General features: G+C 38.8%; 20 protein-coding genes and 1 tRNA gene. 5 read left to right on the forward strand and 16 right to left on the reverse strand.

Annotated elements, in window-relative coordinates; all coding sequences use genetic code 11:
* The first annotated feature begins 132 nt into the window (after positions 1–132).
* Positions 133–693, forward strand: a complete 561-nt coding sequence (locus ACY2RU_RS07770; RefSeq protein WP_490137871.1) for a YqgE/AlgH family protein — start codon at positions 133–135, stop codon at positions 691–693.
* Here ACY2RU_RS07770 and ACY2RU_RS07775 read toward each other — a convergent pair.
* The 3 genes from ACY2RU_RS07775 to ACY2RU_RS07785 all read right to left on the reverse strand — a co-directional run bounded on the left by ACY2RU_RS07775 (position 690) and on the right by ACY2RU_RS07785 (position 2,356).
* Complete coding sequence (locus ACY2RU_RS07775) at positions 690–1,532, reverse strand: aminotransferase class IV (protein WP_490137872.1); 843 nt, start codon at positions 1,530–1,532, stop codon at positions 690–692. The two genes, ACY2RU_RS07770 and ACY2RU_RS07775, sit on opposite strands and share 4 nt — an antisense overlap.
* Positions 1,533–1,590: 58 nt before the next feature.
* The gene (locus ACY2RU_RS07780; RefSeq protein WP_490137873.1) at positions 1,591–1,977 is read right to left on the reverse strand and encodes an START-like domain-containing protein; all 387 of its coding nucleotides are present in this window, start codon (positions 1,975–1,977) and stop codon (positions 1,591–1,593) included.
* A gap of 305 nt (positions 1,978–2,282) precedes the next feature.
* Positions 2,283–2,356, reverse strand: a tRNA-Met gene (locus ACY2RU_RS07785).
* A gap of 339 nt (positions 2,357–2,695) precedes the next feature.
* On the opposite strand from ACY2RU_RS07785, the gene ACY2RU_RS07790 reads away from it, so the two are divergent.
* Positions 2,696–3,247 carry a hypothetical protein gene (locus ACY2RU_RS07790; RefSeq protein ID WP_490137874.1) on the forward strand — a complete coding sequence of 184 codons (552 nt, stop codon included), beginning with the start codon at positions 2,696–2,698 and terminating at the stop codon, positions 3,245–3,247.
* A gap of 78 nt (positions 3,248–3,325) precedes the next feature.
* Entirely contained in the window at positions 3,326–4,093 is a 768-nt protein-coding gene (locus ACY2RU_RS07795) for a hypothetical protein (protein WP_490137875.1), read from the forward strand.
* A gap of 6 nt (positions 4,094–4,099) precedes the next feature.
* Here the strand turns inward: ACY2RU_RS07795 and ACY2RU_RS07800 are convergent, their stop codons facing one another.
* The 8 genes from ACY2RU_RS07800 to hisS form a co-directional block, all read right to left on the reverse strand.
* Entirely contained in the window at positions 4,100–5,836 is a 1,737-nt protein-coding gene (locus ACY2RU_RS07800; protein WP_490137876.1) for an efflux RND transporter periplasmic adaptor subunit, read from the reverse strand.
* A gap of 116 nt (positions 5,837–5,952) precedes the next feature.
* Complete coding sequence (locus tag ACY2RU_RS07805; RefSeq protein ID WP_490137877.1) at positions 5,953–6,432, reverse strand: DUF305 domain-containing protein; 480 nt, start codon at positions 6,430–6,432, stop codon at positions 5,953–5,955.
* A gap of 18 nt (positions 6,433–6,450) precedes the next feature.
* Positions 6,451–8,949, reverse strand: coding sequence for a heavy metal translocating P-type ATPase (locus ACY2RU_RS07810; protein ID WP_490137878.1), 2,499 nt, complete (start codon positions 8,947–8,949; stop codon positions 6,451–6,453).
* Between the two features lies 1 nt (position 8,950).
* Positions 8,951–10,168, reverse strand: a complete 1,218-nt coding sequence (locus ACY2RU_RS07815; protein WP_490137879.1) for a TolC family protein — start codon at positions 10,166–10,168, stop codon at positions 8,951–8,953.
* Positions 10,165–13,932 (reverse strand): efflux RND transporter permease subunit, encoded by a 3,768-nt coding sequence (locus ACY2RU_RS07820; RefSeq protein ID WP_490137880.1) that lies wholly within the window; start codon positions 13,930–13,932, stop codon positions 10,165–10,167. The genes ACY2RU_RS07815 and ACY2RU_RS07820 overlap by 4 nt, the downstream gene beginning before the upstream one ends.
* A gap of 130 nt (positions 13,933–14,062) precedes the next feature.
* Positions 14,063–14,482: an HYC_CC_PP family protein gene (locus tag ACY2RU_RS07825; RefSeq protein WP_490137881.1), complete on the reverse strand. Its 420-nt coding sequence runs from the start codon at positions 14,480–14,482 to the stop codon at positions 14,063–14,065.
* A 224-nt stretch (positions 14,483–14,706) separates the two neighbouring features.
* Positions 14,707–14,940 (reverse strand): His/Gly/Thr/Pro-type tRNA ligase C-terminal domain-containing protein, encoded by a 234-nt coding sequence (locus tag ACY2RU_RS07830; RefSeq protein WP_490137882.1) that lies wholly within the window; start codon positions 14,938–14,940, stop codon positions 14,707–14,709.
* 133 nt (positions 14,941–15,073) lie between these two features.
* Positions 15,074–16,444: a histidine--tRNA ligase gene (gene hisS, locus ACY2RU_RS07835; RefSeq protein ID WP_490137883.1), complete on the reverse strand. Its 1,371-nt coding sequence runs from the start codon at positions 16,442–16,444 to the stop codon at positions 15,074–15,076.
* A gap of 471 nt (positions 16,445–16,915) precedes the next feature.
* Here hisS and ACY2RU_RS07840 point away from each other — a divergent pair, with 471 nt between their 5' ends.
* On the forward strand, positions 16,916–18,157 hold the full coding sequence (locus ACY2RU_RS07840) for an ABC transporter permease (RefSeq protein ID WP_490138279.1): 1,242 nt from the start codon (positions 16,916–16,918) through the stop codon (positions 18,155–18,157).
* A 133-nt stretch (positions 18,158–18,290) separates the two neighbouring features.
* Here the strand turns inward: ACY2RU_RS07840 and ACY2RU_RS07845 are convergent, their stop codons facing one another.
* The 4 genes from ACY2RU_RS07845 to rpsF all read right to left on the reverse strand — a co-directional run bounded on the left by ACY2RU_RS07845 (position 18,291) and on the right by rpsF (position 20,097).
* A complete protein-coding gene (locus tag ACY2RU_RS07845; protein WP_490137884.1) occupies positions 18,291–18,764 on the reverse strand; it encodes a DUF6495 family protein in 474 nt (157 codons plus the stop codon).
* Between the two features lie 225 nt (positions 18,765–18,989).
* Positions 18,990–19,445, reverse strand: coding sequence for a 50S ribosomal protein L9 (gene rplI, locus ACY2RU_RS07850; RefSeq protein WP_490137885.1), 456 nt, complete (start codon positions 19,443–19,445; stop codon positions 18,990–18,992).
* 13 nt (positions 19,446–19,458) lie between these two features.
* On the reverse strand, positions 19,459–19,755 hold the full coding sequence (rpsR, locus tag ACY2RU_RS07855; RefSeq protein ID WP_490137886.1) for a 30S ribosomal protein S18: 297 nt from the start codon (positions 19,753–19,755) through the stop codon (positions 19,459–19,461).
* A 3-nt stretch (positions 19,756–19,758) separates the two neighbouring features.
* Positions 19,759–20,097: a 30S ribosomal protein S6 gene (gene rpsF / locus ACY2RU_RS07860; protein ID WP_490137887.1), complete on the reverse strand. Its 339-nt coding sequence runs from the start codon at positions 20,095–20,097 to the stop codon at positions 19,759–19,761.
* Positions 20,098–20,330: 233 nt separating this feature from the next.
* Here rpsF and ACY2RU_RS07865 point away from each other — a divergent pair, with 233 nt between their 5' ends.
* On the forward strand, positions 20,331–21,044 hold the full coding sequence (locus ACY2RU_RS07865) for a LytR/AlgR family response regulator transcription factor (protein WP_490137888.1): 714 nt from the start codon (positions 20,331–20,333) through the stop codon (positions 21,042–21,044).
* Here the strand turns inward: ACY2RU_RS07865 and priA are convergent.
* Positions 21,041–23,497, reverse strand: coding sequence for a replication restart helicase PriA (priA, locus tag ACY2RU_RS07870; protein ID WP_490137889.1), 2,457 nt, complete (start codon positions 23,495–23,497; stop codon positions 21,041–21,043). The two genes, ACY2RU_RS07865 and priA, sit on opposite strands and share 4 nt — an antisense overlap.
* Between the last annotated feature and the right edge of the window lie 137 nt (positions 23,498–23,634).

Consider the following 23,634-nt stretch of genomic DNA (forward strand, 5'->3'; position numbering starts at 1 on the left):
CATATCCGCATTAATCAGCCCGTTTCAACCTAGTTGGAACGGGCTTTTTATTTTTGGTTAGTATAACTCCAAACGCTTTTCTGTTGTCTATCTAATTTTTTATGTTTAGATTTATTTTACCAAATAACCAAGATGACCACTCTAAAACCAAACAAAGGCGTGCTTCTCGTTGCTGAACCCTCTATTATTGGAGATGTTTCTTTTAATAGATCGGTCGTTCTTTTGGCTGAATATAGCGAGAATGGCTCTGTTGGTTTTATTCTGAATAAACCCTTACAACACAAATTAAAAGACTTTATTCCAGAGGTAGCTTCTTCACTAACAGTCTATAATGGTGGCCCAGTTGAGCAAGACAATCTGTATTTTATCCATCGAATTCCCGAATTGATCCCAGGAAGTGTTGAAATTTCTAACGGAATTTATTGGGGAGGTGATTTTAATGCGATCGTTGATCTACTCAAGGACGATCAACTTACCGAAAATCAAATTCGTTTCTTTTTAGGGTATTCTGGCTGGGAAAGCGAACAACTGGACCAAGAATTACTCGTAAATAGTTGGGTTGTGACTCCAAATTCTGATAAGAATGAAATTATAGGAAAGAGTTATACCGATTTCTGGAAAGAAAAAATGCTCGAATTTGGTGGCGATTACGTTTTATGGTCGAACGCTCCTGAAAATCCAAATCTCAACTAACCCAATCGCGCCTTTACATTAACCTTTGCTAATAATTCCTTCGGAATAGTTACCGAATACTCCTTTTTACGATACTTAGTAATTGGCTGAATTCCTGTGATCACATTGGTAATAAAAAAAGCATCAGCCTTTTGAAGTTCAAACGGAGAAACCGATTCAATCTCCAACACATAATCTGGTATGGTTTGAATGATCGAAATTAGCTGCTTGCGCATAATCCCGTTAAGACAGCCATCTTCTAAGGGTGGTGTTTTAATTTTATAGCCGTTAACCAAAAAGATATTTCCATTAAGCGCTTCGACCACTTGCTTCTTTTCATTCAATAACAAACAATTCTGATACGCATTCTCTTCAGCAAAAATGCTTCCTAAGACATTGATAATTCTGTTATTCGACTTTAAAGTAGACAACAGACCAGATGTGATGTAGTGATCTTTAAAAAGCTCTACTTCGTAGGCTGTTTCTGAAAGGGTATAAAACGGACTCTCAATAACTTCCGTAGTAATTAAATAGTCTACCTCTCGCGATGTTGGAGTGTACTTCCCTCCTGCTTTTCGCCAGACCTGTAGTTTAATTCGTAAAGTATCTTTTGAATTGGACGAAGCAACAGTCTTTTCAATTTCCGAAGCTAAAAATTCCATGGTGAAATTCATCGGGATCTCCATACGCATAATTCGCATAGATGCCATAAGTCTGAAATAGTGATCTTCCCAGAAAAAGATCTTTCCTGCCGAATATCTCAAGGTTTCAAAAACCGCGTCGCCATAGGCCAAACCACGGTTATCATGAGTGATAAGTACCGCTGAAGAATCGAAAAGTGTTCCGTTTAAATTTACCATAAAAAAAGCCGTTCTACTTATTTTAGAACGGCGCAAAGATAGTATTTTAGTTCAAGAATTATTTAGAACCTAAGATCTGCTTTAGCTCAGAGATCATATTCTGCCATAGCATTTTGCCTTCCTCTATTTCATCCTCTTCGGCAAAATCGGTAACCATAAGCGAAACATCTTTCGTTATTTCATCTACCTGAATACGCAATTCAAAATAATAATCGGTTCCTTCATCGTCCATCCATCTAAATTTGATGCGTTCCGGACTTTTCTTTGTGAGTAGTTTCGCTTTTTCTTCGCTTCCATCCCAGATAAAGGTGAAAAATTCTCCGCGTGAATTCACGTTATCGGCGTACCATTCACTCATTCCTGAAGGAGTTGATATATATTGGTATAGTAACGATGGAGATACTTGTATCACGAACTCCATCTCGTATTTTATCTTGTCGCTCATAGTTTTGTTAGTTGCAGCCCAATATATAGATTAATTTAAAACTTAGAAAGAAAGCATTGCGATTATTCTATTAATTTTGACTGAAAACAAAAAAACCTAATACTGCGTGTTTTTAGGTTTTTAATTTCCTATTGTCTGAAAGCAAAATTTTACTTTTTGCCAATCTTACTATCGAGAATTACTTCAACTTACATTCTGCACCCTCGGCCAGTCTTTTGGGAAGGCCTTGCCTAGTCCTCCAAAACACTTCGTGTTTCAGCACTGTAAATAAAAACACCCAATACTTTCGTATCGGGTGTTCTATGTAGCGAGATCGAGACTTGAACTCGAGACCTCCGGGTTATGAATCCGACGCTCTAACCACCTGAGCTACCTCGCCATATTTTGAGGTGGCAAATATAAAAACAAAAATAGCTGCCACAAAGATAAGTTCCTATTATTTTCTAAAGTTGAGTGTTATATTTTTAGGCCTTTCTAATTGACCCTTATTTTTCTCCTTTAACTTAAAAACCTTTGAAGCGCAGGACCTTTTAGCATTTATTCCACAAAAAAAACCGCTCCTAACTTCAGCAAACATAGTACTTGACACAGTATTTCTCAATGTATTTAAAAAATAACAATAATCAGAGGGTAACAATTTGGGTAGTGAGAGTATATAGAATAAAGAAGCAATCTTAAAAACTTCGATTGCATTTACTAACTCATAAAAACAAAAATTATGAAATCAATTATCAAATTAACCCTAGTAACAACTGTTCTTTTATCGGCTCTGGTTAGCTGTTCAAAAGATGAAATTAGAAATGAAGAAAACGCTGATCTGTCTGAACAGGTGGTAGAACAATCAAGATATCACAACTTCCCGTGGGTGTATATCATGGATACCAATTTCAGTAAAGAAACCTGCGCTACCGGGCCTGGTGTTTGCTTCCAAAATGAAGGTGGTGATATACTTATTTACGGCAACGGTGGCAATGGAGGTGGTAATAACGGCAATTATGTGGAAGAAGTGAGAGATCAAATGGCTATCCTTATGGAAGGAAACAATGATCCAGACAAGGGTGTTGTAGCGTATCGATTAGTTGACAAAACGCTTCAGATCGTTTTTTCCAGATCCTTAGAAGAGCAAAACTTAGTAGTGTTAGAAAACTATGAGCTTCGCAGCGACTTAGCAAGAGCTTTTAAAATGTCTGGGCTAAAACTTCCCCAAGGCGAGTATCAAGTGGATCGCAGCAATTTTGAACACGGTGAAGTGCGTCTTTCCTTACGATAGTATTTGATGCACTAAAACAAAAACCCCATCATTTCTGATGGGGTTTTTCTATATTGTGGAAATTTAAAAATATCCGTTATGAAATACCTTTTATCATCATTTATGATCGTATTGCTGTTTTCAGCCTGCTCTAAGGACAGCGAAACAACCGAAGATGATAATACACCACAAACTGCTTTAAAATTGGTGAAAGAAGCTGTATCCGTATTCAGGCCAAATGGTGATGAGGAGCAATATACGTTCCTTTACTCCTATAATGAAAATGGCACTTTACATCAATTTACCAATCAGACTCCTGATACGACCTATATCAATACGTATGGATATGATGGAGATAGAGTTATTTCTATTGAATCAAACATTGCACAATTTGTGACCTTCGAATATGAAAATAATCTTATTTCAAGTAGGCTATATCAGTCCGAGACTGATATATTCACTGAGGAATATATCTATAATACTTCTAATCAAATGATTCAAGTAAGAAAATATTTTGAAAATAGTTTATCCTGTACGCATGAATATGACTACTCATCCAACAATAATATCATTACCATTGAAAATGAATGTGAAATACGTAATTTCGAGATGGAATACAACAATATTAAAAACCCTCAACATCTAGTCCACTCTCAACCATATACTAAAGCTGTTGGCATCAGTCCGAATCTCACTTCCTCCCAAATTATTACAACAAATCCCGTCAACAACCCTGTTTCAGTAGAATCTACGTTTACCTACGAAACAAATGAGCAAGGATATCCTACCCGTTCAAATAGTTTTGTTGGTGATGAATTAAGGCATACTATTGTACATACCTACGAAACCATTGAAATAACTGATTAACGATTTTTATTCGATCGAATCGATCACACTTCCACACGTTAACATTTGCTCCCCGTAATACGGATTGCGAATATCTTTTTCAGTGCTTAACCAAAAAGCACCTTTATTATTATTCGCCATTGGGCATTTCTGAACATACATTACAGGCTTGACAATTTCAACATTCATCGCTATAACAACCATATTTTCATTTAAAATCACAAAATGTTCACGCTGATTCTCAAGATCATCACTTTCAGCAATAACATCGAGCATCTCAATACTTTTCGCGACATGTGCTTGTTCCATTTTTCCGAGATCTTTAATATTAACCAACTTAAAAGACTTCGACGCGACTTTTGCGAATGTTGAAACTTGCCCTGCATTACTTGCTATAAAAGCATCTTTCATCTCTAAATACGCATTGAGCACTTCTTTAAAAGGCATATGAAAGCTTTTCGGAAATGTAATTTTCATTGCGGTTATTGGCATCGAAACTACATCCTCATTATTTCCTTTATACATCATTGATTTCTTTCCTTGTAATTGAGCTGCCGCATCTACGGTAAACGTACCATGGGTTACAATCTCCTCTCCTATTTTTAGGCCGTCTATAATTTCATAATTTTCTCCTCTTCGATTACCTATGGTTACTTCTCGCATTTCAAATACCGCTTCACTAGGCTTGGTTTTTACATAAACCAATGAGCGTTCCCCGGTCCACATCACAGCGGTTGCAGGAACGAGAAGTGTTTCTGAAATATTCACCACAACTCCTTTAAGTTTACCCGTTACAAACATGCCAGGTTTAAAGAGATCATCCGTGTTTTTAAGCGTTGCTCGTACAGTAACCGTACGTGTTGCATTATTGAGTATAGGATCTATAAAAGACACTAAAGCGTCAAACTCTTTATTCGGATAAGCATTGGTTGTAATTTTAATTTTTTGTCCTTCTTTTAACTCTGAAATTTGACTCTCATAGGCATCAAATTCTGCCCAAACAGAGTTCAAGTTACTTACTTTAAGTATTGGCTGCCCTTGCTTTACATAATCGCCTTCTCGTGCCATTACTTCGGAAACAGTTCCTGATACAGTTGCGTAGATCGAAAAATTATCTCGAACCTTCCCTGAAGCTTCTATGGCGTCAATCTGATTATCTGAAAGTTTCCAATTCTTTAATTTATTACGGACCGCTTTATACAATGCAGGCTGTGATTCTTTTAAAGAAGCTGTGGTAATAAGTTCTTGCTGTGCCGCGACCAAACTAGGTGCATATATGGTTGCTAATAACTGACCGCGATTCACTTTTTGACCTTCAAAATTTACATTCAGGCGTTCAATACGGCCATCAAAATAGCTTGCTTGTACCGAGTTGTTTTCTTCGTTGGTCGCAATCTTTCCTGAAAGCGAGATCATTCCATCGTCGTTGGCTGCTGCACCACTTCCTACAACTGTGGTTTGAATATTAGCCAGTGCCATTGCATTTTTAGTAAGCTGTATCTCATTGACAGCAAGATCTTCAGTGTTAGCTTTAAGAGGAATGAGCTGCATCCCACAAATAGGACAGTCGCCCGGCTCAGATTGTCTAATTTGAGGATGCATAGAGCAGGTCCATAGCTGTTCGGAGTTTTCTCCCGAATGATCATGGACATCTATTTGTTCCTTGTTTGAGATGGGTTTAGACGTATTATTTCCAAACAAAAGCCATCCCAGCAAAAGACCAACTACTACTGCAACTCCTATATATAAAATATTTTTATTCATAATTTCTGTTTTTAATGGTATCACTACACTGCGCTAGGGATAGGAGTGAAAATCCTTTTTGTGAGGCACGAGCAAAAAGATTGTAACAAATAGCCCGCTCGAGCGCCCAAAATCTTTTAGTCCTTAGTTTCCAATCGTTTGATCATCGCCTTCATTTCTTCAATTTCTTTTCGTTGCGCCTTAATGATATCATTGGCCAATTTTTTCACTTCTGGATCTTGGATATCAGCGCGTTCGCTGGTCAAAATTGCTATTGAATGATGAGGAATCATGGCCTTTAACCATAACACATCGCCAACAATTGGGGCTTGAGCACGAACCAATCCGAGGGCTCCAAAAAAGAGCAGACTACTTACTATTACAATGGCTATATTCTTCTTTCTATTTTTGTACATAGCGCGCATCGCAACAAACATTATGATCGCCATGGTAGCAATACCCATGCAACTCATATAAAATCGAGTTAGGCTAAAATACACATGGTCAATCGCGTACGTATTGAGATACATAGTGACATACATTGCTATAAAGGATGCTGCGAGCATGCCTACAAATTTTGTGTATTGATTTTTATTCATTGTATCCTTTTGTTCCATTTTGCTTAATTTTAATGGTTATTGAATTGATTTTGATCGTAATCGCAAGGCATTTGCAATGACCGAGACCGAGCTAAAACTCATGGCGAGCGCTGCGATCATAGGAGATAATAATATTCCGAAAAACGGAAATAGCAGCCCTGCGGCAATGGGAATGCCTAGGGTATTATAAATCAGTGCAAAAAATAGATTTTGCTTGATGTTTCGCATAACAGCATGACTCAGATTTCGGGCTTTTACAATTCCATGAAGATCTCCTTTGACCAAAGTGATCATGGCACTTTCTATTGCGACATCGGTTCCTGTTCCCATAGCAATACCCACATCACTTTTAGCAAGTGCCGGAGCATCATTGATCCCGTCGCCAGCCATTGCCACTACTTTCCCTTCTGCTTGTAATTTTGTGACCACCTGAAGCTTGTCTTCTGGCAACATGCCAGCTTTGAAATCGGTTAAGTTAAGCTCACCTGCTACAGCTTGAGCGGTATCATAATTATCGCCCGTAAGCATAATAACGTCAATACCTTTATTTTGTAGTTCTTTGATTGCCTTGGCGCTCGTTTTTTTAATCTTATCGCCAATGACAACATAGCCCGCAATGACCCCGGCTACTGCCAAATAAGAAACAGTTTTACCTTGTTTCTGAAAAGATCGCACTTCTGTTTCCATTTCCGAAGATATCGTAGCCTTGGCGTACTCCATCATCTTTGTATTACCCAAATCAAGATTTTTGCTGTCAACCGTCCCTTCCACCCCTTTTCCTGTTACGGCGCTAAATTTTTCAGTTTTTGAAAGTTTAGTTTTCCGTTCCTTAGCATATTTTACTGTTGCTTCGGCAAGCGGATGTTCGCTAGCGCTATTTAAAGAGGCGATAAAATGTAAAATTTCATTTTCACTAAACGCCTTACCAAAAACTCCAATTTTTTCTACGGTAGGTTTTCCTTCGGTAATGGTTCCCGTTTTATCCACAATAAGTGTATCTACCTTGTCCATTTTTTCTAAAGCTTCGGCATTTTTTATTAGCACGCCGCTCTGCGCACCTTTGCCGACGCCAACCATGATCGACATAGGTGTTGCAAGCCCTAAAGCACACGGACAAGCAATTATGAGTACGGCTATGGCATTAACCAATGCAAATACGTAGGCCGGATCTGGACCCCAAATAGCCCAAACCCCAAAAGTGATCAAGGAAACGATTACAACAACCGGCACGAAATATCCCGAAACAGTGTCGGCTAGTTTCTGAATTGGCGCCCGACTGCGACTGGCATCGTTTACCATGTGTATAATTTGAGAAAGCAAGGTGTCGCTACCTACTTTTTCGGCCTTCATTAAAAAAGATTGATTGCCGTTGATCGTTCCACTGCTTACTTGATCATTTTCAGCTTTATTGACAGGAATAGGTTCTCCTGAAATCATCGATTCATCAACGGTCGTTTCGCCTTCTGTTATTTTGCCGTCTACTGGAATTTTATCCCCAGGCTTAACACGTAAAATATCGCCTTTCTCAATCTGATCTATGGAAACCTCTTCTTCATTTCCTTCTTTGACACGAATTGCTTTGTTGGGTGCGAGTTTCAATAATTCCTTTACGGCGGAATTGGTCTTACTATGGGCACGTGCCTCCAAAACCTGTCCCATAAGCACGAGTGTGAGTATTACGGTAGCCGCCTCAAAATAAACGTGTACGGCTCCAGATGCTGTTTTGAATTGCGCAGGGAAGAAGTCGGGAAACAACATTCCAAACACACTAAATACCCAGGCAACACCGGCTCCAATACCAATGAGCGTAAACATATTAAGATTCCATGTCTTGATGCTTCGATAAGCCCGCTCAAAGAACATCCACGTGGCATAAAATACCACGGGAAGTGACAGACCGAATTGAATCCAGTTCCACCATTTTTGTTCCATTAGGTCATATAACGGATTATTCGGAATCATTTCGCTCATCGCAATCAAGAATATGGGCAATGTAAATGCAAGCGCAAGCCAGAATTTACTCAAGAGCTTTTTATATGTTTTTTCTTCGGAAGATAGATCTGCCTGCAAAGGAACTAGGTCCATTCCGCAAATCGGGCAAGCACCAGCTTTATCTTTAACTATTTCTGGATGCATGGGACATGTCCATTGTTCACCTATGCTAACCGATATATTTTGTTCTTCTACGAGATCCATTCCGCAGACCGGACAATCGCCTGGTTTGTTATACGTTTTGTCGCCTTCGCAATGCATGGGACAGTAAAACGTTCCTGTTCCTTTGCCCTTGGGTTTTTTTAAAACTTCTTTCGAAGAAGCATATTCGCCAAGATTATTAATAGCGTAGCTTCCGCCATCATCTTCTAGCGCTTTTTGAAAATTCGCTAGCGGAATATGCATTTTCATTTCAATCGTCGCTTCTGCTTTTTCTAGATCTACGGAAACATTATTCACACCTTCCACTTTAGAAAGTGTCTGTTCAACGTGGTTTCGGCAACCATTACAGGTCATTCCGTATATTGAATAGGTATGTTTCATTTTACTTAATTAAATAATTAATAATAGACTGTTGCACAAAATACTGTTGCACAGATGCTATTTGATTGATTTGAAATTTTAATTGTAATTCCTGAATATCGAGTACATCATTAAAATCAATGGTTCCCGTCTCATAATTCTTAATAAGAATCTCTTCAGCATCTTGGGCCTGTTTGAGGTTTTTTGCTTGTGTATTGAATTTGATGCGCGCTTGATTCCGTTGCGATATCGCTGTTGCAAAAGCAGATTCTAACACGTTCAGTCGTTGCTCTTTTTGAATCTTGATCTCCTGTTGTCGCAATTCGTTCTGTTTTGTGATCGACTTATACTTATTGTTGAAGATAGGTATGGAGACCGAAACCATTGGCATCAGTATATCTTTTCCATTATCAAAAAGATCCATATCAGTTCGTTTGCTAACCGTTAGATAATCTATGCCAAAACCTATCATTGGCAATCCGTCTCGCTGATTGAGTAATTCAGATTGCGCAACCGATTCGTACAACTTATCATATTTAAGCAATTCAGGATTTAGCGATAATGCTTCATGACCAAGGTCTATGTTATTTTCAGGGAGCGCTAAAGTTAAAGCCGTTTCTATTGTTTCGTCGTGTTCCCGATTAAGTAGATTATTGAACGTTGTTTGAACGGAAATGGCTTGTTGCATTAAGACTTCCTTTTCTTGCGATAATTCGTTTTGTCTTATTTGCAGGCGCAATACATCCACGGCCGATGCTTTACCCACTTCTACCGATGTTAGCGCAAGACGCTCATAGGTTTTTAAAAGTTGAATATTATCATCGAGGACCTTTTGTTTCGCTCGTATTTCATATAGTTTGTAGTAGGTTTCGGCAACCGATAATGCCAATTTCCTTTTTGCTATAGTAACTTCAACATATTCGGTTTCTGCCATAGCGGAAGCATAATTTTCGCGAGCAGAAATAGTTCCAAACCAAGGTAACATCCGTTTCACCCCAATTTTTGTGCGCTGTGCGCCTACTCTAGTTTCGGGCTCACTTATAAAATAACCGGCGCTAATTTCGGTATTAGGTATCCAATTTGCCTCATTTACTTTTTCTTCCGCAATGTTATGGCGAAGCTCAAAAGCTTGAATTTCAGGATTATTCGACATTGCTTCTTCAATATATGATTGCAATTGCTGAGCATTTCCTGTAGCCGAAACAAACAAGAGACAGACTATGATTTTTATATTTTTCATTTGTTAACTCTTTTAAGTTGGTATTCTTTTTTCCAGCTATATAAAACGGGTACGAGAAAGTAGGAAGTAATATCGATAAGCATTCCACCAAAAATTGGAATAGCCATAGGAATCATTATATCGCTTCCTTTTCCGGTCGATGTAAGAATAGGCAATAGCGCAAGTATCGTTGTTACCGTGGTCATTAAACACGGACGAATACGTTTGCCAGCGGCTTCCATTGTTGCCAGTCGGATGCCTTTTTTATTATTCGGACTCTCTTTATTAAAGGTCTGGGTAAGATAGGTAGCCATGACCACCCCATCATCTGTAGCAATACCAAACAAAGCAATAAAACCTACCCAAACTGCCACACTTAAATTGATTGTTTTCATATTGAAAAGCGTCCGCATATTTTCACCAAACAGATTAAAATTGAAGAACCAATCTTGGCCATAGAGCCATATCATTATAAATCCTCCAGCAAAGGCTACCGCTATTCCTGTAAATACCATCAGTGAGGTAGAAACCGAACGAAACTGGAAATAGAGAATCAAAAAGATAATAAGCAATGCTAATGGGACCACCACTGAAAGTGTTTTCTCTGCACGCAACTGATTCTCATAGGTTCCCGTAAATCGGTAACTAATTCCTTGCGGAACCACTAAATCACCATTCGCAATTTTTTGTTGAATCAGTGATTGTGCATTTTCAACAACATCAACTTCGGCGAAGCCATCGAGTTTGTCAAAAAGTACATAACCCACAAGAAAAGTATCTTCACTTTTTATGACCTGAGGACCTTGCTCGTACCGTATCTCAACCAATTCGCCTAAAGGTACAGGGCTTCCCTTTGCAACAGGAACATAAATATCTTTTATGTCATCAGGATTAGCACGCAATTCTCGCGGATAACGGACTCTCACGCCATAGCGCTCTCTGCCTTCAACTGTTTGAGTAAGCGGCATCCCGCCCACGGCAACTTGCAGCACTTCTTGCACATCCATGATAGAAATTCCATAACGTGCTAATTGTTCACGCCTGATGTCAATAAGCAAATACGGTTTCCCTACAATGCGATCTGCAAAAACGGCTTGCTCTTTTACACCTTCAACCTGTTTTAAAATTCCTTCTAATTCAATTCCGAATGCTTCTATAGTTTTCAAATCGGGACCTTTTACCTTTATCCCCATCGGTGCTCGCATTCCGGTTTGTAGCATTACAAGACGCGTTTCAATAGGTTGTAATTTGGGTGCAGACGTCACTCCTGGAAGGTTGGTTACCTTTATAATTTCATTCCAAATGTCATCTGGGCTATTTATTTCGGGGCGCCAGTTTCGGAAATATTCACCGTCATCGTCTTCTATCAGCTCTTTGCTTGTTGGATGGAACATATTGGAAATAGTACCCTTTTGCTGTGCGTTTTCGACGGCACTGGATCTGACATCACTATTTTGGTTGTGGTACAATTTTTCATTTTTCAGAATAAATAAACCATCATCGTTTACCCGATAGCGTTGTCGCTCGCCATTGGCATTTCGCATATACTCAGACTTATACTGAATTATATTTTCATACATCGAAAGCGGCGCAGGATCGAGCGCAGATTCTGTTCTTCCTGCTTTTCCTACAACAGTTTCAATCTCAGGAATACTAGCTACAGCCATATCCAATTGCTGAAGGACACGTTTATTCTCTTCAACTCCGGCATGTGGCAGCGACGTAGGCATCAAAAGGAATGAGCCTTCATTAAGCGCTGGCATAAACTCCTTCCCTGTATTGCGCATAATGACCACACCTAAGATCAATACCGTGGTTGGAATAGCCAAAAATAAGAGTCGGTTGTGCAGCGCCCAACGTAAAATACTATCATAATACCTTCGGAAGACAGAAAACACACCCAGCAATCCGAAACAAATTATAGCCACAAAAATTAGGTTTATTAATACACTTCGATCAAAACCAAGCGGTCGCCAATATTCGGCAAGTAGAATTACAATTGCAATGGTGGAAATGATGATATTAACGAGATTTGCTCGCTTAACAGCGAAGAAATCCCGAATTCTAAATAAAGCAACCACGCCAAAAGAAATCAATATCAGTCCTAACCAATAACCATAAACAATCGCTATGATTCCGAGAATGATCAGTAAACCATTCAGAATATACTTTGAGCGTTCTCTTATATTACTTTTTCTAAAGAGGAAAGCTGCAAATGGTGGTAATAAGAAAAGTGCGACCACCAACGATGCCGTAAGCGCCATGGTTTTAGTAAATGCTAAGGGTCTAAAAAGCTTTCCCTCGGCACCAATCATTGTAAATACAGGTATAAAACTTATGATCGTTGTTAAGACTGCAGTCAAAATGGCGCCAGAGACTTCAGCGGTTGCGTTATAAATTATTTCATTGGTGGTGTATTCAATGCCGCTTTCGCGAAAGCGTAATTTTTTATCTTCCAAATGCCGAATCATATTTTCGGCAAGTATAACTCCTACATCCACCATGGTTCCAATCGCAATGGCGATGCCCGAAAGCGCTACAATGTTGGCATCGACATTAAAAATTTTCATCGCAATGAATACCATTAAAATCGCAACAGGTAACAACCCAGAAATTAGAATGGAGGCTCGTAGATTAAATACCATCATAATAATGACTAAAATGGTAATTAGAATTTCAAGTGTAAGCGCTTCGTTAAGCGTATGTAATGTTTCTTGAATAAGTTCAGTTCGATCGTAAAATGGGACAATGGTAACCTGTGAGATACGTCCATCTGCCAATGTTTTACTGGGAAGCCCAGAGGAAATCTCGGCTATTTGATCTTTAACATTATTGATCACTTCCAGCGGATTTGCGCTATAACGAGCCACAACGACACCTCCAACTACTTCTGCGCCTTCTTTGTCTAAAATACCACGTCTGGGTTGGGGGCCTAATTGTACTTTGGCAATATCTTTAATTCTAATGGAAGTAAAATTTTCGGAAGTAATCACAGCGTTTTCGATGTCTGCAACCGACTTGACATAGCCTAGACCGCGTACTAGATATTCGGCTTGATTGATCTCAAGCGTTTGCGCACCAATATCCTGATTGCTTTCCTTGACTGCTTTTACAACTGCGCTTAAACCAATGTTATATTGACGCATTTTTTCAGGATCAACGTCTACTTGATATTCCTGAACATAACCTCCTATAGAGGCTACTTCGGAAACACCACTTGCCGAAGACAATCCATATTTTACGTAGTAGTCTTGAATACTTCGTAGTTCCTGTAGATCCCAGCCACCTGTTACATTTCCGTCGGCATCTCTCCCTTCGAGGGTGTACCAAAATATTTGCCCTAAGCCTGTTGCGTCTGGCCCTAAGGCCGGATTAACACCATCGGGCAGTAGATTTGCTGGAAGAGAATTGAGTTTTTCAAGTATGCGGCTCCGCGACCAGTAGAATTCGACATCCTCTTCAAAAATAATATAGATACTTGAAAACCCAAACATGGAAGAACTACGGATGGTCTTAACTCCTGGAATTCCTAGCAATGATGTGGTAAGCGGATAGGTAATTTGGTCTTCAATATCCTGTGGCGACCGGCCCTGCCATTTGGTAAAAACAATTTGTTGGTTTTCGCCAATATCTGGAATTGCATCAACGGCAACGGGGTCTGTTGGTAAAATACCAGTCTCCCAATTAAAAGGTGCATGAACCACTCCCCAACCCACAAATAAAGCGAGCAAGAGAACCGCCACAAGTTTATTTTCTATAAAGAACTTAATGCTTTTATTGAGCATACTTTTGATTATTAGACAGTTATACAAATAAAGTTTCGCTTGTATTTTAAAAACTAAAAACAACAAAACCTCCCCAAAACGGCGTGCCGCTGGGCTTATTTCCCGATTTCACTCGGGACTGGCTACTAAATCAAATTAAAAATGTCTGGTGCAGGACTTGCACATTCCGTTTGACAAACGGTGGTGAGTCATCTGTAAAAGGAACTTCCGTAGATTCGGTTCCCTCAAAAAGACTGATATACGCATATGTGAATGAAGCAACAAAGACTTGCTGCTCAAATGTAAGCTTGTCAAATGAAACTTTCAGATCGTTGGTACCTTCCTTGATCAATTGCTTATCTGTACAGCATGACTTTTGGGAGAGCGCATCATTATCACAAGCCGAAGTGTCCTGCGCCTTTTCCATTCCGCATGTTTCTGCTTGCTGAACAAACGAAAAATCTACTAAGGTATCTCCACAATAATGCATAGCAACAGAAAACGACATCGTAGTCATAAGAACTACGGCTGCCATAAAAACTGCCATTGATTTGTGGATAAATTGTTTCATTTACTACAAAGCTAGCGATTAATTTGACAATTGCGTGAGTTTTAACGCTTTGTTAGGTATTAACTCGCACCTACATAATGGCAATGCTAGCCTCTTTCTCTTCTGAAATTACTATAGCAAGAAGCTACATATATAATATAAACTATCGTTTTAATTTATTAGATTTTGACTACCCACGAAAATACATCGCTCAGGCGGCACTCGACTAGACAATTTTGATATGTTTATGTCAGCGCATTTATTAAACTAGCGAGATCTGTACCTTCCTGCTCCCCAGTCTTCATATTTTTTAGCGTAAATTTTTCTTCGGAAATTTCTTTGGAACCTGCCAAAATTGTGAACTTTATGTCACATTTGTCTGCATAACCAGCAATTAGTCTCTTCTGGCCTATCGAAACTTTTTCGAAAAATTTGAAGTGAAGTCTCCGTAAAATTTTAGGCTGCCTGAGCCAGCCCAATTAAGATCATAGGAATTATTTTAACGGCGAGTTCCTAAAATTTAGGAGATGAACAATGAATTTAGATAAAGTTTCGTAAGCCTAGATTTTTTTGGTTCGTTTTTTCATCAATGGAAAAAATGAACATGTTGAATTACGTCAACGACTTTATCAAACCAGCGAGATCTGTACCTTCCTGCTCCCCAGTCTTCATATTTTTTAGCGTAAATTTTTCTTCGGAAATTTCTTTGGAACCTGCCAAAATTGTGAACTTTATGTCACGTTTGTCTGCATAACCCATCTGTTTGCCCATTTTGGCTTCATCGGGATACAGTTCTGCTGAAATGCCAGCCTGACGTAACTTCTGAATAGCTTTCATTGCGTATAAGGCTTCTGCCTTTCCGAAGTTTATAAACAATACTTTGGTGGTTGCTGAAACCGTTTCGGGAAACAAATCGAGTGCTTCGATAACGAGATAAATTCTGTCTAATCCGAAGGAAATACCAACTCCACTCATATCTTTCATTCCGAAGATACCCGTAAGATCATCATAGCGTCCGCCGCCACCAATACTCCCCATAGCCACACCTTCTGGAGCACTCACTTCAAAAATCGCTCCCGTGTAATAGTTGAGTCCGCGTGCCAAAGTCACATCAATTTCTAAGCTTGCGGTTTGCAATCCTAAAGCGGTCACATTATCAACGATAAATTGTAATTCATCTACGCCTGCGAGTCCGATTTCGGAAGTACTTAAAAGACTTTTTAGCAGATCTAATTTTTCTGAAGCATCACCAGATACTTCGAATAATGGATCTAACTTTTCAATGGCGTCATCGCTAATTCCTTTTTCGCGCATTTCTTTGACCACGCCTTCTTTACCAATTTTGTCGAGTTTATCGAGTGCTACGGTAAAATCGATAAGTTTATCTTCGGCGCCAATTACTTCTGCGATCCCGCTTAAGATCTTTCTGTTATTGATCTTGATGGTTGTCCCTTTGAGGTTTAATTTTGAAAAAACCGTGTCGTATAACTGCACCAATTCTACTTCTTGCCAAAGTGAAGTACTACCAACGACGTCGGCATCACACTGGCAAAACTCACGAAAGCGTCCGTTTTGGGGTCTATCGGCGCGCCAAACGAGTTGCATTTGGTAGCGTTTAAACGGAAAAGTAATCTCGTTTTGGTGTTGCACTACATAACGTGCAAAAGGCACGGTAAGATCATAACGAAGGGCTTTTTCAGAGATCTTTGGTGTGATTTTTTGGCTGTCTTTTGTTGAATATAAATTATCATCTACTTTTCTAAGAAAATCGCCACTGTTTAAGATCTTAAAAATAAGTCGGTCGCCCTCTTCTCCATATTTCCCCATGAGAGTATCGCTGTTTTCGAAGCTTGGTGTTTCGATAGGCTGAAAACCAAAGTTCGCAAAGCTTTCACGAATGGTGCTCATTATATAATTACGCTTTGTCACTTCCTGTGGAGAAAAGTCGCGCGTGCCTTTGGGTATGGATGGTTTTTTAGACATTTTTTGTTCGTTGGGTGTTTGGTGTAAAGTTTAAAGTTTAAAGTTTAAAGTTTAAAGTTTAAAGTGAAGTATAACACTTCGCATCATTCTTATTCGATATTACACCAAGTGTTTTCATTTTTATCTTTATTCTTTGTTTCATGAGAATTTTTGGAGTGTGATTTCTCGCGCTACTCGAAATGACAAATAATTCTTCTCGCTCCTATTGCAAATATCTTAATTTCTGAAAGAACTATAAACCAAAATGATGCTTTGTTTTGAGAAGCCAGAGCCGCGTTAGGGTTTGAGCGCCCAGACTGCGCTCGGCGCAGGCAATGTTTGAGCTCACCAGCCGCTTCGGTCTGGTAGCGAGAAGCGAAAGCCCGACCGAGCCTTAGGCTCGGTAACGCCCAAAAAAGCAATATTAAATAAAACAATATGTGTAACTTTATCTTCGGAAAGGAGTCTAACGATAAACCGCCACTCAAAACTATGTTTTCATTATTTAGAGAGAATGTCCGAATTGCCCTCGACGCTATCAAGAGTCAGTTGCTACGTACCATTTTAACCGTGATCATTATTGGTATCGGTATTTGGGCCTTGGTTGGCATTTTAAGTGCCGTAAAAGCGCTTGAAAGCAATATTGCGGGGAATTTTGAATCGATGGGTGCAAATACGTTTAACATTCAACGCTATGAATTTTCGTTCGACAATAATAATGGTCGTGAGCGTAAAAAGGTAAATCCAGTAATCGACTATAACGACATTCGTGAATTTATTGCTAAATACGACTATCCGTTAACGCAGACCTCGGTTTCTTTCAGAGGTACTTCGGTTGCCGAAATACGTTACGAAAGCGACAAGACAGATCCCGAAGTACAGGTTTATGGAATTAATGAGCATTTTATTGACAATACCGGTTCAAAGATAGAAACGGGACGAAATTTTACCGTTTTTGACATTGACAATAACAATAAGGTGTGTTTGTTGGGTTCCGATTTTGTTTCAGGACTTTTTAAAGATGATAACCCGATTGACCAAACCATAAGTGTTCGCGGTGTTAAATTTAAGGTGGTTGGTGTTTTAGAGTCGAAAGGTTCCAGTTTCGGAAACAATCAGGATCTTACCGTATATCTGCCTATTCAGGTGGCCCGAGGAATCTATACAGACGCTAATATTAACTATTCGATGAGCGTTAAGGTTGACAACAAAGATATGATGCAACAAGCACAAGACGACGCTATTGTGACTTTCAGAAACATACGCGGACTGAATCCCATTGAGGAGAATAACTTCGGAATTGTGCGCTCTGATGATCTATTGAATCAGATCAATGACATAAGTAATATATTGCAAGTTTCGGCTTGGATAATTAGTATAATTACCATTCTTGGTTCTTCTATTGCCTTGATGAATATCATGCTGGTTTCTGTGACTGAACGAACCCGTGAGATCGGTGTGCGAAAAGCATTAGGAGCAAAAAATTCAACAATTTCTACACAGTTCTTTATTGAAACAATTGTTGTTGGACAGTTTGGAAGCGTACTCGGTATCATCCTTGGCGTTCTTACTGGCTATGCTTTTGCCAAAGGATTTGACTTTGAATTTACCTTACCCTGGACCGCAATGATCTGGGCAACTATAATCACCTTTTTGGTAGGCGTTATTGCAGGGAGCTATCCGGCTTCAAAAGCAGCCAAATTAGACCCTATTGAGAGTCTGCGGTATGAGTAGAGTTGATTGGGTAACTAGCAACTATGTGGCTAGGTACTGGGTGTTTAAATGTTTGAAGTGCGAAAAGCGAAGCATGTAATTTCGGGTAAAAATATGACATCTATTTTTTATCCATATTTTGCCTTTCCTCTTTTTAGGGATTCAGGATCTTATGAAAAAACTCGTAAAGTTCTCCTTTAGTGATGTTAGCTCCTTGTTGGATCAAAGAAAAAATATCTGCGTTTTTATCTCCTGAAAATTTCTTTTCCGAAGTAAAAAATTCGACCGAATCACCTGCAAAATTTTCTTGCAACCAACGATATCCAGTTGCTGTATTGATATCTTTAGTAAGATCTGTCACTTTAACCATAATAAGTTTTATGACATCTTCTTCTACTTTAAACAAAAATAATTGTTGCGAAGAAATATTTTCAAGGTATCTAGCTTTACTTAACACACCTTCCCATACTAGGTCGCTGAATATATCAATTTCTTCTTCTGCAACTTCAGGCTTTTGATCTTTGATATCATTCCATTCACTTGCTGTTATAGATTGAGTAGCTAAAAAGGTGATAAATTCTTGATGCAATTCGTCAAGTTGTTCTTTTGTGAGTCTTGCGTATTTCATTGTATTAGATAATAGGTGTTATGTGCTGGGTACTAGGTGTCTTGTTTCCGAGGCGAAAGGTACGAAAGGAAGACACGAGCGATTTCCTAGCAGTGGCACTAAAGAATTAAAGTCTGAGGTATAAACTTTCTAGTTGAACAATTAGAATCGTCTTGCGTCTTTCTCTAAAAGAAAAAACCCTCCTCAATAAAGAGAAAGGTTTTCCTATTAATTTCCGAAGAAAGATTATTTAGCTTCTGCTACCACATCAAATGAGAATGTTGAAATAACATCTCTGTGGAAACGGATGGTTGCTTCGTACAAACCTGTACGCTTAATAGCTCCACCAGCGATAGAAATAAATTTCTTATCGATAGAAATACCTTGCTTCTCTAAAGCTGCTGCCAGGTCTAAGTTAGTTACAGAGCCAAATAATTTGTCTCCTTCACCTGTTTTAGCCGTGATCTTGAATTCCTGTAATTGGTTCAGTTTATCAGCTTCTTGTTGCGCTGCGTCAACAATTTTCTTCTCTTTATAAGCACGTTGCTTTAACGTTTCTGCTAATACTTTTTTAGCAGAAGGAGTTGCCAATATCGCGTGACCTTGTGGAATCAAGAAATTTCTTCCATAACCGTTTTTTACAGTAACCAAGTCATCTGTAAAACCTAAGTTCTCTACGTCGTTTTTTAATATAAGTTCCATGTCCTTTTGCTTTTTATTTTAATAAATCTGCTACGTAAGGCATTAATGCCAAGTGGCGTGCACGTTTTACGGCTACAGCGACTTTACGTTGGTATTTTAATGAAGTACCTGTTAAACGGCGTGGTAAGATCTTACCTTGCTCGTTTACAAACTTCAATAAAAAGTCTGGATCTTTATAATCAATATATTTAATACCCGACTTCTTAAAACGACAGTATTTCTTCGCTTTATTTGTCTCGATATTTAACGGAGTTAAATATCTGATCTCTCCGTCTTTCTTTCCTTTTGCTTGTTGTTGTAAAGTTGCCATGGATTACGCTGTTTGTTTGTTACGGTTTCTTCTTTTCTCTGCCCAAGCAATTGCATGCTTATCTAAGGCAACAGTTAAATAACGCATCACGCGCTCGTCACGTCTAAAAGCTAATTCCATTTCATTGATAGCTTCACCGTCTACGGTGTACTCAAATAAGTGGTAAAATCCACTTTTCTTGTGTTGGATTGCGTAGGCTAATTTTTTTAGCCCCCAGTCCTCTTTTGATATCATCTTAGCACCTTTAGAAACAAGAATATCTTCGTATTTCTTTACTGTTTCCTTTATCTGTTCTTCAGATAAAACGGGATTTAAGATGAAAACAGTTTCGTAATGATTCATAAATAAATCGGTTCAATTATTATTATTAACTCTAGGCACCCTGCCAAGAGCGTGCAAAAATACTACTTTATTTGCAATCTACAAACCTATTTTACGGAAGAAATTAATACCCCATATTCTTAAAATAAAATTATAAATCGGATGAAACGGTTAACTTTTACGATAAAAGTTAAAAAAAGTTGTCATTCATCGATTTTTTGGCTATCATTGTAAGAATATAAAAGACAAACCCCGTGGATAAACCTGTACTTAAATGTGCTATCGTGGACGACTCTACGTTGCAGCGACTCTCTATCGTAAAACTCATTGAGAATCACCCCTCATTAAATTTAGTTGCTGAATATAACAACGCAATTGAAGCGAAGATGGGGCTGGCAAATACCGATATCGATCTTATCTTTCTTGATATTGAAATGCCTATTCTCTCTGGTTTTGACCTTTTAGATGATCTTACTCACAAACCGCAAATTATTTTTGTGACCGGTAAGACCAAATATGCCTTTAAAGCATTTGATTATGACGCGGTTGATTATCTTCGGAAACCAATATCAAAAGAACGTTTTTTAAACGCTGTCCATAAAGCGCTTACAAATTACAAGCTTAAAAATGATGATGGTTTTGATGATGAAGATTTTATCTTTGTAAAGAGCAATTTGAAAAAACGGAAAGTATTTCTGAACGAACTCCGTTACATAGAGGCGTTAGGTGATTATGTTAAATTAGTAACCGAGCACGATGCCCTTGTTGTACTTTCTACCATGAAAGCTTTTGAATCATTGCTTCCTGCAGAACGTTTCTTACGAATTCACAAATCATATATTGTAAATCTTGATAAGGTTGAACGTTATAATAGTAAGGTCATTGAACTCGACAAAGAAGAACTTCCTTTAAGTCGAAACCGAAAGGCCGATCTTATTGAAGCGCTTTCAGCACAACTTCGCAATTAATAGTGATCTACGTCTAGCGTAACTCGTACAGTTGAAAATTCTTTCAACGCATTAAAGCTTCGCTGAATTTTCCCTATATACGTTTTGGTCTTTGCCAAAGATTGTTTCTTCGGAATTTTAATCAATACATTGGTGATGTACAGATTCCGAATTCTAGAAACTGGCGGCGCCTCTGGACCCAGAACATTTTCTTTTAATTGCATTTCCAACGCTTTTGCATACCAAACAGAAGCTTTCTGCATTTTATGAAGGCTCTTATCCTTAAAAGTGATCTTGATCGTTCTATAAAACGGCGGATATTTATATTGATGCCGCTCTGTTGTTTGCTGATCATACATTTCCTGATACGCATTGGTACTCACCTGCTGCAAAATCTGATGAAACGGATTGAATGTTTGAATTAATACCTTTCCACGGTTTTTGGTTCGCCCTGCCCTACCCGCAACTTGTTGTAACAATTGAAAACTTCTTTCGTGTGCTCTAAAATCTGGGAAATTCAATAAATTATCTGCATTCATCACACCCACCAATCGAACATTCCTAAAATCTAAGCCTTTGGCCAACATCTGTGTTCCCACCAAAATATCGATCTCCATATTTTCAAGTCGGTCGATCAATTTGGCATACGCATGCTTCCCCTTAGTGGTATCCTGATCCATCCGTGCAATATTCTTCTCTGGAAACAAAGCTTTTAGCTCCATTTCGATCTGCTCAGTACCAAAACCTTTATTATCTAAGGTTTCACTTCCGCAGGCCATGCATGAAATAAGCATTGCCATATGATAACCACAATAATGACAGCGCAATTCATTTTTATATTGATGATAGGTTAAACTCACATCACAATTTGGACATTGGGGTGCGACCCCACAGGTTGTACACTCTATGATTGGCGAAAAACCACGTCTATTTTGAAACAGTATTACTTGCTCTTCATTCGCTAAAACCTCCCGTATTTCTTCCAATAAACGATCACTAAAATGACCCGTCATCTGCTTTTTACGGTGCTTCTCCTTAATGTCGACCAATTCTATTTCGGGCATGAGTACATTTCCAAAACGCTTTTTTAAGGTCACCAAACCGTATTTACCCGTTTCAGCATTGTGAAAACTCTCCAAGGAAGGCGTTGCACTTCCCATTAAAATTTTTGCCTGATGTAAATTACCTAAAACGATGGCAGCATCGCGTGCGTGATAGCGTGGCGACGGATTGTATTGTTTAAACGATGGCTCGTGTTCTTCATCCACGATTATGAGTCCGAGATTCTGAAACGGCAGGAACAAGGAAGATCGCGCTCCAATCACGATCTGCGCTTTCGGTTTGGCGCTCAATACGTTTTTCCAAACCTCTACCCGTTCATTTACAGAATATTTTGAATGATAAACGGCTACTTTTTCAGCAAAGTAATGCTGCAATCGGCCAATAAGTTGGGTAGTTAGCGCAATTTCTGGTAGCATATATAAAACTTGCTTTCCTTTTTGAATTGCTTCGGAAATAAGTTGGACATAAATTTCCGTTTTTCCGCTTGAGGTCACGCCGTGAAGCAAGGTCACTTCCTGACTTTTAAATGTTTCTTTTATTTCTGAAAGCGCTACTTGTTGCGCCTCGCTTAATGTTTTCACTTCGGAAGCGGCGTCTCCGGCATATTCTATTCGGTCTTTTTGAATAAAATATTCTTCGAGAACTCCTTTATCAATTAGCGCTTTAAGCACCGAAGCAGTGACATCACTTTTCTTTTGTAGGCTAACGGAATCGATTCGCTTTTTACTTTGCGATTGCAACATAAAAAGGGTCATTAACACGGCACGTTGTTTAGGTGCCCGAGTCATATCATCTAAAAGCAACCGGAGTTGTTCCTCGTCTGTATAGCGTGCATTCAGTTTTACGTAGCGTTTCAACTTTGGGGTATATTGTTCATAGACCTCCTCGTGAACTGTTATCACCTCTTTTTCCAACAAGCGCTGTAATACCTTTACTACATTATGTTGGTCTAAAATGGAGCGTATATCATTAATATGAAGTTGCGATTGGTGTTGTAACGCTTCGTATACTAAGAATTCTTCATCTGTTAATGAATTTTCTTGATCCTTGCTATCCGAATCACTTTTAAGCGAGATGATTGTTTCACTCTCTAGTAAAAATGCACTAGGCAGGGCAGCTTTAATCACTTCGCCCAAAGTACACATATAATAAGAAGCCATCCATTCCCAGTGTTTTAACTGAACTTGCGTGATCAACGAAGTCTCATCGAGAATATGATCAATCGATTTGGTTTCATAACCTTGTGGTGCCTGATCGTGTACTTGATAGACAATCCCGGTATAGATCTTAGATTTTCCGAAGGGAACTGCTACGCGAAAGCCTTGTTTTAAAAACGCCGCCTCATCCTTATTTACACTATATGTAAAGGTTTGTTTTAAAGGGATCGGCAATATGACGTCTATAAAGAACAAATCGGCTGTTAATTAATTAGTTAATCGGGTAATTGGTGTTGGGTGTTCATTCAAAAATGGTATTTATTATTTACCATTAAACGATGAGTAAATAGCTATTATCTGCTCACAGCTCATTATTTACTCGCCTAAACGAT

Source organism: Ulvibacter sp. 2305UL32-6, assembly GCF_058148545.1.